This window comes from Bradyrhizobium sp. 139, assembly GCF_023074175.1.
Lineage (GTDB): Bacteria > Pseudomonadota > Alphaproteobacteria > Rhizobiales > Xanthobacteraceae > Bradyrhizobium.
In genome coordinates this window covers 331,400-346,241 of the sequence record NZ_JADPKS010000107.1, presented here as the reverse complement: position 1 = coordinate 346,241, position 14,842 = coordinate 331,400, and the positions used below count along the sequence as shown (strand labels likewise).

The 14,842-nt window shown below is 64.6% G+C and carries 15 protein-coding genes and 2 tRNA genes; 10 read left to right on the top strand and 7 right to left on the bottom strand.

Annotated features, from left to right (window positions below; translation table 11 throughout):
• Positions 1-178 precede the first annotated feature (178 nt).
• Entirely contained in the window at positions 179-421 is a 243-nt protein-coding gene (locus IVA80_RS25845) for a DUF6719 family protein (protein WP_247437036.1), read from the top strand.
• 40 nt (positions 422-461) lie between these two features.
• Here IVA80_RS25845 and IVA80_RS25840 read toward each other — a convergent pair whose 3' ends face one another.
• Positions 462-716, bottom strand: a complete 255-nt coding sequence (locus IVA80_RS25840) for a hypothetical protein (protein WP_247437034.1) — start codon at positions 714-716, stop codon at positions 462-464.
• A 294-nt stretch (positions 717-1,010) separates the two neighbouring features.
• A complete protein-coding gene (locus IVA80_RS25835; RefSeq protein WP_247437031.1) occupies positions 1,011-1,376 on the bottom strand; it encodes a hypothetical protein in 366 nt (121 codons plus the stop codon).
• Between the two features lie 101 nt (positions 1,377-1,477).
• Between IVA80_RS25835 and IVA80_RS25830 the strand changes: the two genes are divergently transcribed.
• The 5 genes from IVA80_RS25830 (at position 1,478) to IVA80_RS25810 (ending at position 7,887) form a co-directional block, all read left to right on the top strand.
• Positions 1,478-1,642, top strand: coding sequence for a hypothetical protein (locus tag IVA80_RS25830; protein WP_247437030.1), 165 nt, complete (start codon positions 1,478-1,480; stop codon positions 1,640-1,642).
• Between the two features lie 391 nt (positions 1,643-2,033).
• The gene (locus IVA80_RS25825) at positions 2,034-2,753 is read left to right on the top strand and encodes a class I SAM-dependent methyltransferase (protein ID WP_247437028.1); all 720 of its coding nucleotides are present in this window, start codon (positions 2,034-2,036) and stop codon (positions 2,751-2,753) included.
• A gap of 81 nt (positions 2,754-2,834) precedes the next feature.
• Positions 2,835-3,548 carry a class I SAM-dependent methyltransferase gene (locus IVA80_RS25820; RefSeq protein ID WP_247437026.1) on the top strand — a complete coding sequence of 238 codons (714 nt, stop codon included), beginning with the start codon at positions 2,835-2,837 and terminating at the stop codon, positions 3,546-3,548.
• 102 nt (positions 3,549-3,650) lie between these two features.
• Entirely contained in the window at positions 3,651-5,486 is a 1,836-nt protein-coding gene (locus IVA80_RS25815) for a PQQ-binding-like beta-propeller repeat protein (protein ID WP_247437025.1), read from the top strand.
• 355 nt (positions 5,487-5,841) lie between these two features.
• The gene (locus IVA80_RS25810; RefSeq protein ID WP_247437022.1) at positions 5,842-7,887 is read left to right on the top strand and encodes a hypothetical protein; all 2,046 of its coding nucleotides are present in this window, start codon (positions 5,842-5,844) and stop codon (positions 7,885-7,887) included.
• 399 nt (positions 7,888-8,286) lie between these two features.
• Here the strand turns inward: IVA80_RS25810 and IVA80_RS25805 are convergent.
• Both IVA80_RS25805 and IVA80_RS25800 read right to left on the bottom strand, forming a co-directional pair.
• Positions 8,287-8,361, bottom strand: a tRNA-Thr gene (locus IVA80_RS25805).
• A gap of 164 nt (positions 8,362-8,525) precedes the next feature.
• Positions 8,526-9,017, bottom strand: coding sequence for a hypothetical protein (locus IVA80_RS25800; protein WP_247437020.1), 492 nt, complete (start codon positions 9,015-9,017; stop codon positions 8,526-8,528).
• A 304-nt stretch (positions 9,018-9,321) separates the two neighbouring features.
• Here IVA80_RS25800 and IVA80_RS25795 point away from each other — a divergent pair, with 304 nt between their 5' ends.
• Positions 9,322-9,807, top strand: a complete 486-nt coding sequence (locus IVA80_RS25795; RefSeq protein WP_247437019.1) for a hypothetical protein — start codon at positions 9,322-9,324, stop codon at positions 9,805-9,807.
• 43 nt (positions 9,808-9,850) lie between these two features.
• Entirely contained in the window at positions 9,851-10,351 is a 501-nt protein-coding gene (locus tag IVA80_RS25790) for a hypothetical protein (RefSeq protein WP_247437016.1), read from the top strand.
• 117 nt (positions 10,352-10,468) lie between these two features.
• On the opposite strand, the gene rlmB is transcribed toward IVA80_RS25790, so the two are convergent.
• Positions 10,469-11,299, bottom strand: a complete 831-nt coding sequence (rlmB, locus tag IVA80_RS25785; RefSeq protein WP_247437014.1) for a 23S rRNA (guanosine(2251)-2'-O)-methyltransferase RlmB — start codon at positions 11,297-11,299, stop codon at positions 10,469-10,471.
• Between the two features lie 206 nt (positions 11,300-11,505).
• On the opposite strand from rlmB, the gene IVA80_RS25780 reads away from it, so the two are divergent.
• A tRNA-Tyr gene (locus IVA80_RS25780) sits at positions 11,506-11,591 on the top strand.
• A 118-nt stretch (positions 11,592-11,709) separates the two neighbouring features.
• Here the strand turns inward: IVA80_RS25780 and IVA80_RS25775 are convergent.
• Positions 11,710-12,741 carry an LLM class flavin-dependent oxidoreductase gene (locus IVA80_RS25775; protein ID WP_247437012.1) on the bottom strand — a complete coding sequence of 344 codons (1,032 nt, stop codon included), beginning with the start codon at positions 12,739-12,741 and terminating at the stop codon, positions 11,710-11,712.
• Between the two features lie 90 nt (positions 12,742-12,831).
• Positions 12,832-13,743, bottom strand: a complete 912-nt coding sequence (locus tag IVA80_RS25770; RefSeq protein WP_276007833.1) for an AraC family transcriptional regulator — start codon at positions 13,741-13,743, stop codon at positions 12,832-12,834.
• Positions 13,744-14,012: 269 nt separating this feature from the next.
• Here IVA80_RS25770 and IVA80_RS25765 point away from each other — a divergent pair, with 269 nt between their 5' ends.
• Positions 14,013-14,825, top strand: a complete 813-nt coding sequence (locus IVA80_RS25765; protein WP_247437010.1) for an outer membrane beta-barrel protein — start codon at positions 14,013-14,015, stop codon at positions 14,823-14,825.
• Positions 14,826-14,842 lie beyond the last annotated feature (17 nt).

The window sequence follows — 14,842 nt, the reverse complement described above, 5'->3', positions numbered from 1 at the left end:
GCCTGTTGTTTGCTTTGTGTGAACCATCTGGCGCGTCATTTGCAAGCAAACGGTTCGGCGCGCGCCTTCTCACGCGCGTCATGGGACTGGCGTAAAGCAAAAATAATTTTTGCGGCTTACGGAACTGGCGCTCCGGAACGCGTTATATGAGAATGACCGGGCAGGTGGGACGACGGACATGCGTATCTTGGTGTCGGCAGTAGTGCTCTCGTGCTTCATCTCGCTGCCGTGCGCTGCACAGACAATCCTCAAATCCGAGCCTCTGATGCTGGCACCCTATGAGGTGGCCTTCGTCAAGGACGCCTCCTGCCCATCCGGCAAGGTGCTGAAGGTAACAGGTGCGATCCGCGGGCTGCACCGCCGGAAGGCCTGCGTGGTGCTGGCGGGCGAGCAGGCCTCGCTGGCGACCGCGACCCCCTGAGATATCTTCCAGAGAGATACCTTGAGCTTCCGGCCGAGCCTCAAGAATTCAGCGCAAGCTCCATCCTCGACTGCTGTTCGGCCTCGGCCTTGTTCCTGGCGGGGTCCTCGCCTTGGGCTGCCCGGCAGGGCCTGATCTCGTAGTCATTGTCCAGGATCCGGCGCGGCCCGTGGCGCTCGTCGTCGGTGCTGACATCCACGACGAGGCCGCTCCGCTGTGCGAGCTTCCAGACGTCGGCATCGCTGGGATAGGCCTTGCTGATTTGGGCGTCGTTGCAGAACAGGGCGTAGGGCATTCTTCCCGCTCCCGGAAAGCGCGTTAACGGCTTCACGTGGCGAGGGGTTCCGGGCGGATGGTCGATCACGGGACCGTGATCAGGAGGCGTGGCCTGAGTCCTTAACGAGTCCTGAATCCCCAAAAAAAGAATCCCTGGGACTCGTTCGGCGGAATCAGCGGATGTTTCCGGCCATGACGACCGACCTCAAAACCTCCTGCGGGCATATGCTCCTGCCGCTGGCGCTGGCACTGTTCGGCGCCAGTGCCGCCAATCTCTACCTGGTCTGGTATTGGCTGTGAGGCGGTAGCCGCCTCACTTTTGCGCCGGCGGACGCGGGGAGGCGTCGCGGATCGCGGCCCGCAATTTGGTCAGGGTGGCCGCGCAATATTTCTCCCGTTCGCGTTCGAACCGCTCCTGATGCTTGCGGAAATTGGCGATGCGGGCCTGCATCTCGGAGCGGAAATCGCCACTTGTCCGTGCTGGCGGGATCACTAGCGGCGAAGGCGGCGGGACGACCTGCCGCGTCTCGATCGTCTCAACTGTGACGGTCCCCACCGGCACGTCCGGTGCAGCCGTCGGGATCTCCGGCGGATGGAAGTCATCCTTTTTGCCGGTTACCGATTGGACGAAGGCCATTGTCTGCGCGATCAGTGCGTCGCGCTCCCTGATCCACTTCATGGTCCACCTCTCTCGGCGCCATTCCAGCAAAGCTGGCCGGCCGAATCAAGAAGGTGTTCGGTGGGGATTGCATATTTTTCCCGCCCGCCCGACAGTGGGGGATGGACGCCAAAACAGACCGATCGGACGAAGCGCAGGGCCTGAGGCTCATCCGCGCGTTCCTGTCGCTGCCGCCCGACAAGCGGGCGGAGGTGATCGCGTTCGTCGAAGAATTGGCGCGGGCCCAAGGCCGGTCCGAGGCGGGCACGGAGGCATCGCCGAGGTGAGCGCTATCGCTCGCGCGGGTTGCAGCGCGGCGCAGACGGGCTCGGCGTCCTCGCAGGTGCTCTCGACCGCCAAGATGCTGGCGACCGACAGCATCGGCTGAAGGACGAAGTCGGAAAATTCTTGCGGACCGTGCGGGCGGCGTAAGTTGGCGCGACGGCATTCGCCCGTCGCGCCATCTATCACGCCAGCAGGAAACCGAGCGCGAGTACCAACAGCACGGCCGTCATGACGACGGCCGTCGCTGCGCCGGCGGCGATCCTGGCCTTCTCTTTGACGGTGGTCGGGCGCATCGGATGCGGAAGCTACCTCATGTTGAGCTCCGATCCAATCTGTGGTCAGTAACGGTGCGCGCGATGCGCGCGGCTAGCATCCATTCCCGAAGGTCAACCCATGAACGAGGACGTCAGCGACGGCTGGGCCGCGTCCGCGGCCGCCTGGATCACCGAGCAGGGGGAAGACGGCGACTATGGCCGCCGCTTCGTGCTGGACGCGCCGATGCGGGCGCGGATCGAAGGGCGCGGCTTTCGCGATGCGCTCGACGTCGGCTGCGGGGAGGGGCGCTTCTGCCGCATCATGCAGCGCGCCGGCATCCGCACGACCGGCCTCGATCCGACCGGAGCCCTGCTGGCGCGCGCCAGGGAGCTGGACCCGCATGGCGACTACCGGCTCGGCCGGGCTGAGACAATGGAGGTCGAAACGCCGTTCGATCTGGTCGTCAGCTATCTCAGCTTGATCGACATGCCCGATCTCGGCGCGGCGATCGCGAAGATGGTGGCAGCGTTGCGGCCGGCCGGCACGCTCCTGATCGCCAACCTGACCAGCTTCAACACCGCGGGCCCGCCCGACGGCTGGACGCGTGACCATGAGGGCGTCTCGCGCTTCTCGATCGATCACTACATGGACGAGCGGCCGACTTGGCTCGACTGGCGCGGGATCCGGATTCAGAACTGGCATCGTCCGCTGAGCACCTACATGACGCTGTTGCTCGACCACGGTCTCCAATTGCGCCTGTTTGTCGAGCCGGAGCCTGATGGCGGCGACCCCGACAGGAATGCGCGTTATCGTCGCGTGCCCTTCTTCCACATCATGGAATGGCAGAAGCCGGCTTGAGGGAAGAGACTGGCGATTTCGGACGCAACGCCTCGCCTGTATAGTGAGCCTGCGGCGGAATCCTGATTTGAGCCTCATCCGATGATTGCCAATCGCCCACCCGTGCTCGCCCATGAGCGGTTCGTCGCCGATCGCGAGAACTTTGCGGACCTCGATCTCGCCGCGCGGTTCGAGCGGATCGAGCAGACCAACCTTTGGGGTGCGGCCACCTCGGTCTCGGGCCTCGGCTCGGAAAACCCTGCGACGACCGCGATCCGGGAGGAACTTCCTCCCCTGCTGCAACGGCTCGGCGCACGCTCGCTGCTCGATGCACCCTGCGGCGATGCCGGCTGGATCGGCCGCCTCAAGCTCGATCTCGACTACACCGGCATCGACATTGTGCCGTCGCTGATCGAAGCCAATCGCCGGCGTGTGGACGGCGGCGAGTTGTCCGGCCGGTTTCTCCTGGCCGACGTCACGCGCGATGCGCTGCCGCGCGCGGACGTCATTCTGTGCCGGGACTGCCTGGTTCATTTGAGCTTCGACAACATCGCCCGCGCCGCCTCCCGCTTTGCCGACAGCGGCGCGCGGTTCCTGCTGGTGACGACATTTCCCGAATGGAATCCAAATCACGATTGCGAGGATGGCGACTGGCGCGCGCTGAACATGGAGAGGGCGCCATTCAACTGGCCCTTGCCGCGTGCGCTGATCAACGAGCGTTGCGAGGAGGGCGACGGCGGCTGGCGCGACAAGAGCCTCGGGCTGTGGCGGCTGGATGAACTGCCCGATCGTGTGCGCTTTGCCACGGATGTATGACAGGTGCGGGCCCAACTTCCATTGCTTCAGTGATCGCCCCGGCGATAGACTTCGAGTTGTGTGAAGCGATCTCGTGTCGCGGTGATCATGCCGGAGCCCACCATGAGAGCAAGTGCTGTCTTGGCCGCCCTGTTGATCTGGTGCTCCGCGCCGGCCCTGGCGCAGCAGGATGGCGCCGCGCTCTACGCAAAGCACTGCGCGCAGTGCCACGATGGCGGCGACGCCCAGAGCCGCGCGCCCGGGCGCGGTGCCATGCAGGCGATGTCGTTCGATCACGTGCTGGGGACGCTGACCTCCGGCAGCATGGCGGCGATGGCGAAACAGCGCAGCGACGGCGAACGTCGCGCCATTGCTTCTTTCGTTACCGGCAAGGCCGCGACTGGCGGCGTTGCAGCCGACGCGGAAGGCCGCTGCACGCAGCAGATCAGCGGCTTTCCGCAACCGCTCGACGGTCCAAGCTGGAACGGGTGGGGCGTGGACCTCAACAACAGCCGCTTCCAGCCGGCCGACATGGCGGGCCTGACCGCGGCGCAGGTACCGCACCTGCGGCTGAGATGGGCGTACGCGTTTCCCGGCGCCTCGGTATCCTTTGCGCCGCCGACGGTCATGGGCGGCCTTTTGTTCATCGGCGGCGCCGACCGCAAGGTGCACGCGCTCGATGCGCGAACCGGCTGCACGCTGTGGACCCTCGCGACCGACGCCGCCGTGCGCGCCGCGATCAGCTTTGCACAGCTTCCCGGCTCCGATCAGTTCGCGATCTTCTTCGGTGATTTGCGTGCCAACGCCTATGCCGTGAACGCGCTGACCGGCGCGCTGATCTGGAAGACCAAGGTCGAGGAGCATGCGGGCGCACGGATCACCGGCGCGCCGGTGCTGCATTCCGGCGTTCTCTACGTGCCGGTGTCCTCGCTCGAGGAAGCCTCTGGCTCGCAAGCCAGTTACGAATGCTGCACCTTCCGCGGCAGCGTGGTGGCGCTCGAGGCGGCGACCGGCAAGCCGGTGTGGCAAGCCTATACGATCCCCGAAGTGCCGCATCCGACCGGCAGGAACGCCAGGGGTACGCAGCTCTTCGGCCCGTCCGGTGCCGCGATCTGGTCGGCGCCGACGATCGATGTGAAGCGCAGCGCGATCTATGTCGCGACCAGCAATTCCTATTCGAATCCACCGTCCGCGACGAGTGACGCGATTCTCGCGTTCGGTCTTGCGGCGGGAAAATTGCTCTGGAGACAGCAGGCCACGCCGAAGGACGCGTACGTCGTGGCGTGCTACAGCGCGGACAAGACCAATTGTCCCGAGGATCACGGACCCGATCACGATTTCGGTCAGTCGCCGATCCTGGTGACCTTGCGCGACGGCAGGCGCGTTCTTGCCATCGCGCAGAAATCCGGCGTCGTGCACGCGTTCGATCCCGACGATGGCGGCAAGATCCTGTGGCAGACGCGGATCGGGAAGGGCGGTGCGCTCGGCGGCAGCGAATGGGGTTCGGCCGCCGACCAGGACCGCATCTATGTCGCGAACTCCGACGTGCGCTTCAGGCGCGACGGCACGCGGCAGCTCGATTCCACGCAAGGAGGCGGCCTGTTCGGCCTCGATCTCGCCAGCGGGATAGTTGTGATGGAGGTGCCTCCGGTCGCTTGTGGCGATCGTCTCCAATGCAGCCCTGCGCTTTCGGCGGCGGTGAGCCTGATCCGCGGTGTCGTGTTCTCAGGCAGCGTCAGCGGCTTCCTGCGCGCCTACGGCACCGACGGCAAACTGCTCTGGGAGTTCGACACCGCGCAGGATTACAAGGCCGTCAACGGCGTCCCCGCCCATGGCGGGGCGATCGATGGTCCCGGACCGGTCATCGTAGGCGGCATGCTCTACACCAATTCCGGCTACGGCCAGTGGAACGGCGTCGCCGGCAACGTGCTGCTGGCGTTCGAGGTGGGGGAGGAGTGAGGGCGAGGTATGGAGGCGCGATGCGACAATGCTCCGCATCCTTGCATCGCCGTCGTAAGCTGTCACCCCGTTGCGCTCTGAGGTGCGAGCTGTGCAGTGCTTTGGCGCTGCACAGCGAGTCTCAAAGGATGCACGGCGAGACACAGCCGGCCGTCGCGCTTCGGAGGCATGGGGCCACGCAAACTCCCGGCGGAACAAAACGCCGGGCAATCGAAATCGTGGGGCGTGGCCGTCTGGTTGCATAAGTGCTGCCGCCGATTCATTCTTATTGTGAGTTGACAGCCGCCCCCGCCAGCAAACTAATGGTTGCATGGGGCGAGAACATTCGATTCTGCACGGCAAATGGCTGCCGTGGGTGGCCATCGCTTTCGTGGCGTTCATCGGCTTGGCGATCTTTCAGCACAACGTCGATCGTTACCCGTACTACGCGCTCGACGACATGGATCAGCTGACGGCGCTCGACGTCCTGTTGATCAGGGGCGGCGTGCCACCGGACCACATCACGCATCCGACCGCGGGCATGTATGTGCTGCTCACACTCACGCACCGGGTCGGCTATGCTTTCGGCCTCCTGCATCTGCGCGACTTCCATGGGGTCGAGACGTGGGCCAATCCGCTGCTCGGCACAGCAGAGTTGATCGACTTCCTGCGCGCGCATCTGCCGTACCTTGCCATCGCCAGTTCCCTTCTGTTGGCGGTGTCGGCCTGCTGGGCGGTCGGAACGGGTCCTTGGATGATCGTGCCGGTCTTTCTATGCATTGCGGCCTCGCGGGCGCTCGCCTTCCATACCCTGATCTTCAGGACCGACAGTTTTGCACTGTTCTACGCAGCTGCGGCGACCGCATTGGCGGCGTCGGCTGTGATGCAGCGAGGCCGCGCGGCAACTGCGCTGGCGATGGCTGCCGGCGTTGCCGCCGGTTTCGCCTTCACGTCAAAGGTGACGATCGTCCCCACGATAGCTCTCGCGCCCGCTCTTGTGCTGTTCATGATGGTCCGGCGCGATCAGGCCTTTGCTTCGGCTTTCGATGTCTCGCGGCACTTCAACCGGTCCGTGTCGCTGACTGCGGTGGGAATTTATATTTTTCTGCTGCTTCTGTCTTTGCTGCCAATGCCCTCGACGTACATCCACACTCGGGTTTCGTTCCAGAACTTCCTGCTTTGCGGGGCCGGACTTGTCGCGATCGCCGCGCCGGGGATTGCGGGACGATGTGTGCCGACAGGGTCTGTGCTCTATCGCTTTTTCTCCTTCGCCAATCTGATGGCACTGGGGTTCACGCTGTCGTTTCTGGCGCTCTGGTTTGTCATGGCGAGCCCGTGGAGCGGCATCCGGTTCGTTGCGGCGCTCGCGAAGGTGTGCTTCCTCGGCGTGATCGACCCGAACCTTTCGCCGGGATATGGCGCATTTTGGGAGCAAGTCAGCAGCTCGCCGGCCCTGCTGCTGCCACCGCTCATCTTGTTCGCGGTTTTGACATTCTGGTCGCCGCGCCTGGCGACCGTTCGCGCGCTCGGCGCTCTGGCGGTCATCGGCCTTCTTGTCGTGACTTCTATTCTCTGGTTCGATCGCATGATCATCAATCAGGACGCGATATTTACCGAGCCGCTGGTGCTGGCCCTTTGCGGGATGATGATCGCGATGATCTGGCAGAGGGGCGGGCGAACTGCCCGTTCGGCTGCTGCCGTATGTGTCGCGGTGTTGCTCGCCCGCGGCGCCGCGCAGGCTGAGATTTCGGCCCTGACGGACGCGGGCTACGCCGGGTATTTCCGGGAGAGCCGGCAGATCATGACGCCCTACCAGACCGGTAACCAGCAACAGATCCAGAACGCATTCGGGCAGCTACTGGTGAAGGACGATGGCACCGGCCACGTCGTGCCCACGCGGGCGCGCGAGCTTATCTTCGCACAAGCTGCCAACTATCGTTCCATCACGAGGCAAGTTTCGTATCTCGTGCCGAATCTCGGCCGGATCGACTGGAGCCGGATTGGCGTCCTCGGCCAGGATCTGAAACGGTTTGGACAGACGCGGAAGGACCTCTGGTTTACCAGTGTTCCTCCAGAGCTTGAGGGCGCTACGGTCTACATTCCGCCAGAGCGAGGCGAACGACCGGGTGCCGACTGGCTGGTACGCGCCCTGCGATATTGCGGTCTCTACGACTTCGAGACCAATGCGTGGGCTCGCCGGCGCACCGAGATGATCAGGCCACGTTCCGATATGAGCGTGCTGGTCTTCGTGCCGGCCGATCGGAAGCAGGCATTTGCCCTGCCTGAAACGGCCCCGATCGTGGCGATCGCGGATCGCCGTTACGTCGGCGTCCCCGTGCCCATCAACGCTCCAGGTGATCTGCTCGGCCGCCTGAAGCTAGAGCAGGATCGGTTTATTGTCGTTGCGCGCAAATACGGTTGAGAATGTTGAGGACTGCTGCTGATGTGGCGCTCGTTGCCATTGCACTCGGCGCTTGCGGGTTCGCCGACGGTCGCGCCCCTCTAACCTGCCTTCATGCGGCCTTCGAGCCTATCTGAGACAGCGGCAAACTCATGCCGCCGGCGTCGGCTGGGCAACAGAGGAGCTCTCCAAAAGGGAGCGATGTTGACGCCAATTCCAAGGCCGTTTGGAGCCGCAACCGACGGAGCCACAAGTGCTGTAATTTGCGTCATCTGAGGTTCTCCTAATTTAATTCAACCGGGAGAACTGCTTGCCGAACAACGGATCCTGTTTTTACGCATCTCGCGATGCTGCCGTTGCCGTTCGTGCCGATTTTGCCGAGCGGCGAAAGAAACGCACGCTGGTACTCAGGCCGATTCATGGTGCCGGCTGAGGGGATTGAACCCCCGACCTTCGGTTTACAAAACCGCTGCTCTACCGCTGAGCTAAGCCGGCGACGCTGGAAGGCGGGCCAGGGGCCGGCATGCGCCGGGGCTGTCCGCGCCCGCGCGTCCCAATATCAGACTTGGTTGGAAAGTGCCAGAACCTGCGCGAGTTGCGAGGGCGCGAAACAGGCGGCCCGAGGACCGCCTGTTCTGTCTCGCTCTACTTGTGGCGCCTTATTGGCAGATGTGCTGGCGGCCGTCGGCGCCCTTGACCCAGGTGCCGGGCCGGCAAACGATGCCGTTGCGAGCCGCGTAGGTATCCCAATTGCCATACCAACCTTGTTCGCCGCGGTTGTAGCTGCCGTAGTCGCCGGAATTGTCATAGGCGTACGAGTTGTCCCAACTGCGGAACGGCGCCGAGGCAACCGCTGCCGCGGTGCCGACGGCGGCGCCCGCAACCGCGCCCGCAGTAGCCACCGGCCCGAAGCCGTTGTTCGCTCTGTTGACGTCATTGTAGCGGTTCTGGTCGCGGTAGGCTGTTCGCCGATATTGTCGTTCCTGACGGCTGGTGGCGTAGGGACTGCCTCGTCCCACATTCTGGCAATTCGCGCTGGGGAACATGGATTGGCAAGCGGCGGGATTCGAGAAGGCCGCTTGACCAAGTGCGGGGCTTGCCAACGCGGTCGCAGCGATCGCGGCCGCGCCGATCAGTTTCAGACTCGTCATGGCATTCTCTCCATGTGGTTAGACCGTTGCTAAGTGCGGTTGTCGACAAGTCGTTCCGCAATTTAGCGCAAGTGTGGTCACATCGGCGTGAACCCGTAAGGGATGTGCATTTTGTGCCATGCAACCCGTCCGTCGAGGCGTTAGCCGCGCCGTGGGCGCGTTAACGCTTCGATAGCGCGCCCGCTTGCATTTAAGTCCTTTCCGATCCCTGCGCGTTAGTCTTACCGGAATTTTGCCGGCATGCCTTAACCCACTCGGCCCGACGATCGGATAGGTTGTGGACTGGATAACCGGGATCCTTTCCATGCGCGCCCTGGCGCTAGCTGCCTTTCTGATCGGACTGCCCGCGACGGCGCTTGCCGGCGGCGGCTTCGATATCGTCGTTCCCGGCCGTCCCGGCGTGCCCATCATCATCAACAACATCGACGCGTCCTACAGCGTCGTCGAGGGTGTCTGGGGCCTGGGCAAGAACGTCCAAGTGCAGCCGACGATCTATGGCGGGCGTTACATCCCCGAGCGCCAGCCTGACGATGTCGGCCATTATTATCCGAGCATGGGCTTGCAGCCCGGCTACGGCCGGCTCGAGGTCGAGCCGCCCGCGAGCCGCAAATTGCCGAAGCCGGCCGAGAGCTATCACCAGAGCTGGGGGGCGTCGTCCGCGCCGCTGCCGGCGCAGATGGACGTGCCCGTCGATCCGCCGCCGGTGATCCTTGCGCCTGAGATCAACGACCACCCGCGGCGTCCTCGGCCGCGACCGCATGCAGAGGTGCCCGGCAAGCCGCCGGGTTAAGAAACGTCAAAATCCAAAACACGAAAATCAACAGGAGAGAGTAGTGCGTCAGATGATTTCGGGACTGGTCGCGGCGGCTGCCGTGATGTTCGTCGCGGCCGCGCCCGCCGCGGCTTGCGGCTTCAACCCGTGCCAGCCGGTTGCGCCGGTCTATTCCGGCTGCAACACCGGCTGCGGCGGCTATGGGTACGGCTATGGCGCCTATGAGCGTCTCGCCGAACCGACCACGCAGTATTATTACGTCAACCAGGGCCCGACCTATACCGGCCCGGGTGCCTTCGCGCCGTATCCGACTTATCGTGAGGACGCGGTCGTTGCGCCCGCCAATTATGGCTATGGTTATCGCGCTGCCGCCGTCGAAGCGCCCGCCGCCTATCCCTATCGCCGCCCGTATTATCGCCCGTATCGCTACGGCTATAGTCCGCGCCACGGCTATCTGCCGCGCGTCAACTACGGCTACGGCCCGCGTTATGGCTACGCCCAACGCCGCGCGCCCGCGCCGTACTATTACGGCGGCCACCGCGTTCTTCGCCGCTACTACTGATCGCCTGATCGGTTCGGAACGCCCGTTCGCATGATGCGGACGGGCGTTTTGTTTTTTCAGTGCAAGACTGTCCCGTAGAAACGGGGCGAGGGAGCGCAGCCGCGTTGCCGCCGCAGTCTAACGTTTCATCAACCCAAGCCGGCTCGCGCCGACATAGAGCGAGAGCACAGCCGCGTTCGACACGTTGAGGCTCTTGATCTCGCCGGGCATGTCGAGCCGCGCCACGACCCTGCAGGTCTCGCGCGTCAATTGCCGCAGACCCTTGCCCTCAGCGCCGAGCACCAGCGCGAGCGGCTCGCGCAGCGTAACGTTTGACAGATCCTCACTGCCCTCGCTGTCCAGCCCAACGGTCAGGAAGCCGTTCTCGTTCAACGCGGTCAGCGCGCGCGCGAGGTTCTGCACCGTGACCATCGGCACCAGCTCCAGCGCGCCGGAGGCGGCCTTGGCCAGCACGCCGGTCGCTTCCGGACTGTGGCGCGCGGTGGTGACGATCGCCTTCACCGCGAAAGCGGCGGCGGAGCGGAGGATCGCGCCGACATTGTGGGGATCGGTGATCTGGTCGAGCACCAGCACCATGCCGTCCTGCTCCAAATCCTCGATATCAGGCGACGGCAGGGGATCGGCCTCGGCGAGCAGCCCCTGGTGTACGGCATCGGGCGACAGCAGCCGGTCGATCTCCTGGGGCCGGACGATCTCAGGTGCGATGCGGGTTTCGATGTTCTCGTCCGCCAGACGCCTTGCGGCGTTCTCGGTCAGCGTCAGCTTGCGGATCTGCCGCTGGGGGTTGGCGAGCGCCATGGTGACGGTGTGCCAGCCATAGAGGATAACGGGCCCGTCGGGTTGCGAATCGCGGTCGCGCCAGACCGGCCGGCCGGCCGATTTTCCGGGCCTGTTGAAGGGCTTAGACCCGCCGCGGGGGCCCCTCGAGGTGAATTTTCGATCCTTCATGGGCTCGCTTGTGTCACGGGTCCCGGAATATGGCAATTTGGGCGTCCAAGGGGACGATTTTAGCTGTTCGCCTCGGTTGACTTTACCCCACCGCTTCGCCGATAACCGCGCCCGGTCGCGCCCCCATCCGGGCTGTCGCGGCCTTCACGTTCCATGGCCGTCTTCGGTCGCCGGCAAGGTCCGGCCCGATTGTGCTGCCGTCGAGCGGGGGAGTGTCCCGAGTGGCAAAGGGAGCTGACTGTAAATCAGCCGCCTTATGGCTTCGCAGGTTCGAGTCCTGCCTCCCCCACCAGCCTTCGCTCGCTTCGCGAGCTACGGCTCGGCAAGCCAGCCAAGATGACCATCACGCGAAGCTGGCGAAGGCTGCCACGCCATAGCCCGAAGGGCGTAGATGGGCTGTCGCCAACCGCTTATCCAATCATCTCCCCGACCATCGGGACCACCTTCCGCCCATAAAGCTCGATGCTTTTCATCAGCTTCTCGTGCGGCAGCGGCCCTGCCGAATACTTCAGCTGAAACCGCGAAATGCCGAGCGCCTTCGCCGTCTTGGCGATCTTTCTTGCAACCGTCTCCGGCGAGCCGACATAGAGCGAGCCGTGCTCGGCTTCGCTGACGAACTCGTCGCGGCCCATCGGCGGCCAGCCGCGCTCCTTGCCGATGCGGTCGCGCATCGTCTTGTAGTCGGGCCACAGTTCTTCGCGCGCCTGTTCGTCGGTGTCGGCGACATAGCCGGGCGAGTGCACGCCGATCGGTTTTGCCGGGCGACCGAATTCTTTGAACGCGCGGTGATAGAGATCGGTGAAGGGCGCAAAGCGCGCGGGATCGCCGCCGATGATCGCGAGCATCAGGGGCAGGTCGTAATGCGCGGCACGCACCACCGATTGCGGACTGCCGCCGACGCCGATCCATGTCTTCAGCGTGCCGTTCTCGACCGGCGGATAGACCAGCTGGTCCTTCAGCGGTGGACGCAGCTTGCCTTCCCATGTCACCCGCTTCTGTGACAGCAGCGCTGTGAACAGATCGAGCTTCTCCTCGAACAGCGCCTCATAGGCGCGCAGATCGAAGCCGAACAGCGGAAAGGATTCTGTGAACGAGCCGCGGCCGAGGATCACCTCGGCGCGTCCGTCGGAGAGCGCATCCAGCGTCGCAAAGCGCTGGAACACGCGGATGGGATCGTCCGAGCTCAGCACCGTCACGGCCGAGCCGAGATGAATACGCTTGGTGCGCGACGCGATCGCAGCGAGCACGGTCTCGGGCGAGGAGATCGCGAAGTCGGCGCGGTGGTGCTCGCCAAGGCCGATGAAATCGAGGCCGAGTTCGTCTGCCAGCACCGCCTCGTCGACGACGTTGCGGATCACCTGCGCATGGGCAAGCATGGCGCCGGAGGCATCCCTGGTGACGTCGCCAAAGGTATCCAGTCCGAATTCGAGCGGTGCGGTCATCGATCAGGTCTCTGTGGGAAGATGGGCGAGACTTAATGGATGGCCGCGGTGTCACAAGGCGGCTTTCGGAAATGCACGGTTTCCGATTTTTCAATCCGTCCCGGGTGAACCCGCACGATCGACCCCGGGCCGGCGCAGGCTCGACGGCGTTCGCCCATAGCGGCGGCGGAAGCTCCGGTTGAAGGTCGAGATGTCGCCGAAGCCGGCGGCGAGCGCGATGTCGCCGATCCGTTGCTGGCATCGTCCGGGATCGAGCAACATCGCGGTGGCGCGCTTGAGCCGTTCGTCCGTGACAAAGGACGCGAAGCTCAGGCCGCTGCGTTCAAACAGCAGATAGATCGATCGTTCGGACAGGTCCAGTCGCTGTGCGACCTGTCTTGCCGACAGAGCTGGATCGGCGAGGTGGGCGCGGATATCCGTCTTCGCCGCGGCAAGGCGCGTCACCGCAATCGCGCCGCCTGCGGCACGCGCGAGATCGTCGTCACCCGGCCGCAGGGAGGCCGCTATCAGATCGACGATATGCTCGTTGATGCCGTAGGCGAGTCCGCGATCGGTGGGAACGCCGCTTGCGACGAGTGCGTCGACATAGGCCTGGAGCAGGCGAAGCGCGATGCTGTCCGCGGGCAATTGACGGAGCAGCCGCGCGTCGATGTCGGGCAACCTGGTGCGGACCAGCGCGCCGTCCAGCCGGATGTTGGTGAGCCGGGCACGGTCCTCGATCACGGACGAGCCCTTGGGGCCGTAGAGCAGCAGGATGCCGGGGCTCGCGTCGCGTGGCATCGTCCCGGCTTCGCCAAGGATGCGATAGCCGGATTGCCCGACCCAGCTGAACGCGAACTTACCATTGCCGTCCCCGCGCAGCTCATCGGTCCGGACGTCGCCGCACTCGATCTCGAGCCGCATGGCTTGGTCCCCGAGATCCTCGATCCAGACGGCGAGCCTGTCCTCCGGCGGCAGAACGTCGGTGTCGAACAGGAAACGCGTCGCGCGTCTGGTCGTCAAACTGATCGAGCCCCGCCAAAATCCGTAGCCTTTGTCGCTCGCCTCGCGAACCCGGTTCGAACCGACGTCACGCCGAACCAGGCGCGGCGCCGGAGTCCGTGTGCTGTGCCCGCAACACGGGAAACATTTTCGCGCCGTTGCGGGGATTGCAGTGCCGGTTGCACGGAGCGCCGAGACCATGGCGCGGCATCCTCTAGGATTGGCTCGACTCCCGGGACTGGCCGCGCGCGCCAGCGCGCGGGCTGATGCGACATCAACGAGGACGCGGTATGAAGAAGGCCCTTGCGGCGGCGCTGTTGGTTCTCGGCGGATGCGTTTCCGCAGACGCCGGCGAGATCAACTGGACGGGATTCCATGTCGGCCTCAACGGCGGCTATGGCTGGGCAAGGGGCGGCGTCACGGCGCTTCCCGGAGATCCGCTTACGCAGAGCCTGTCGTTCGGTCAGCCTGTCGTTCCGCCGGTCTCCGCCTCTCTCAACGCCGACGGCGGGCTCGGCGGCAGCCAGATCGGCTATGACTGGCAGTTCGCCGCGCGCGGTGTGGTCGGCGTAGAGGCCGATATCGCTGCGGCGAGCCTCAAATCCAGCGCGTCGACACCGCTCATGCTTTTTGGGCTGCAGCCCGCGACGTTCGACGTCAGCCGGAACATCGACTGGTTCGGCACGGTCCGCGGCCGTATCGGATTTTTGGCCGCGCCGGATTTCCTGATCTTCGCCACCGGCGGCTTCGCGTATGGCCGCGTCAGTGAATCGGCCAGCGTGTCGCTGCCGCCGGGCGTGTCGAACTCGATCGGCAATTTCGGCTATGCCTTCGCCTGCGGTCCGTTCTACGGATTAAGTTCGTGCTTCGCCGGCAACTCGACCCGCATCGCGACCGGCTGGGCCGCCGGCATCGGAGGCGAAAAGCGCTTCACGCAGAACCTCAGCCTGAAGGTCGAGTATCTCCACGTCGATCTCGGCAGCAGCAGCTACCCAATCGTCGGCAGCGTCTATGCCGGCGCGCCGTTCGCGCCGAGCTTTCTCAACGCGCGTTCCACGGCCACGATCGATCTCGTCCGGGCCGGGCTGAACTACAATTTCTGAGCGTGGCGTCAGGCCTT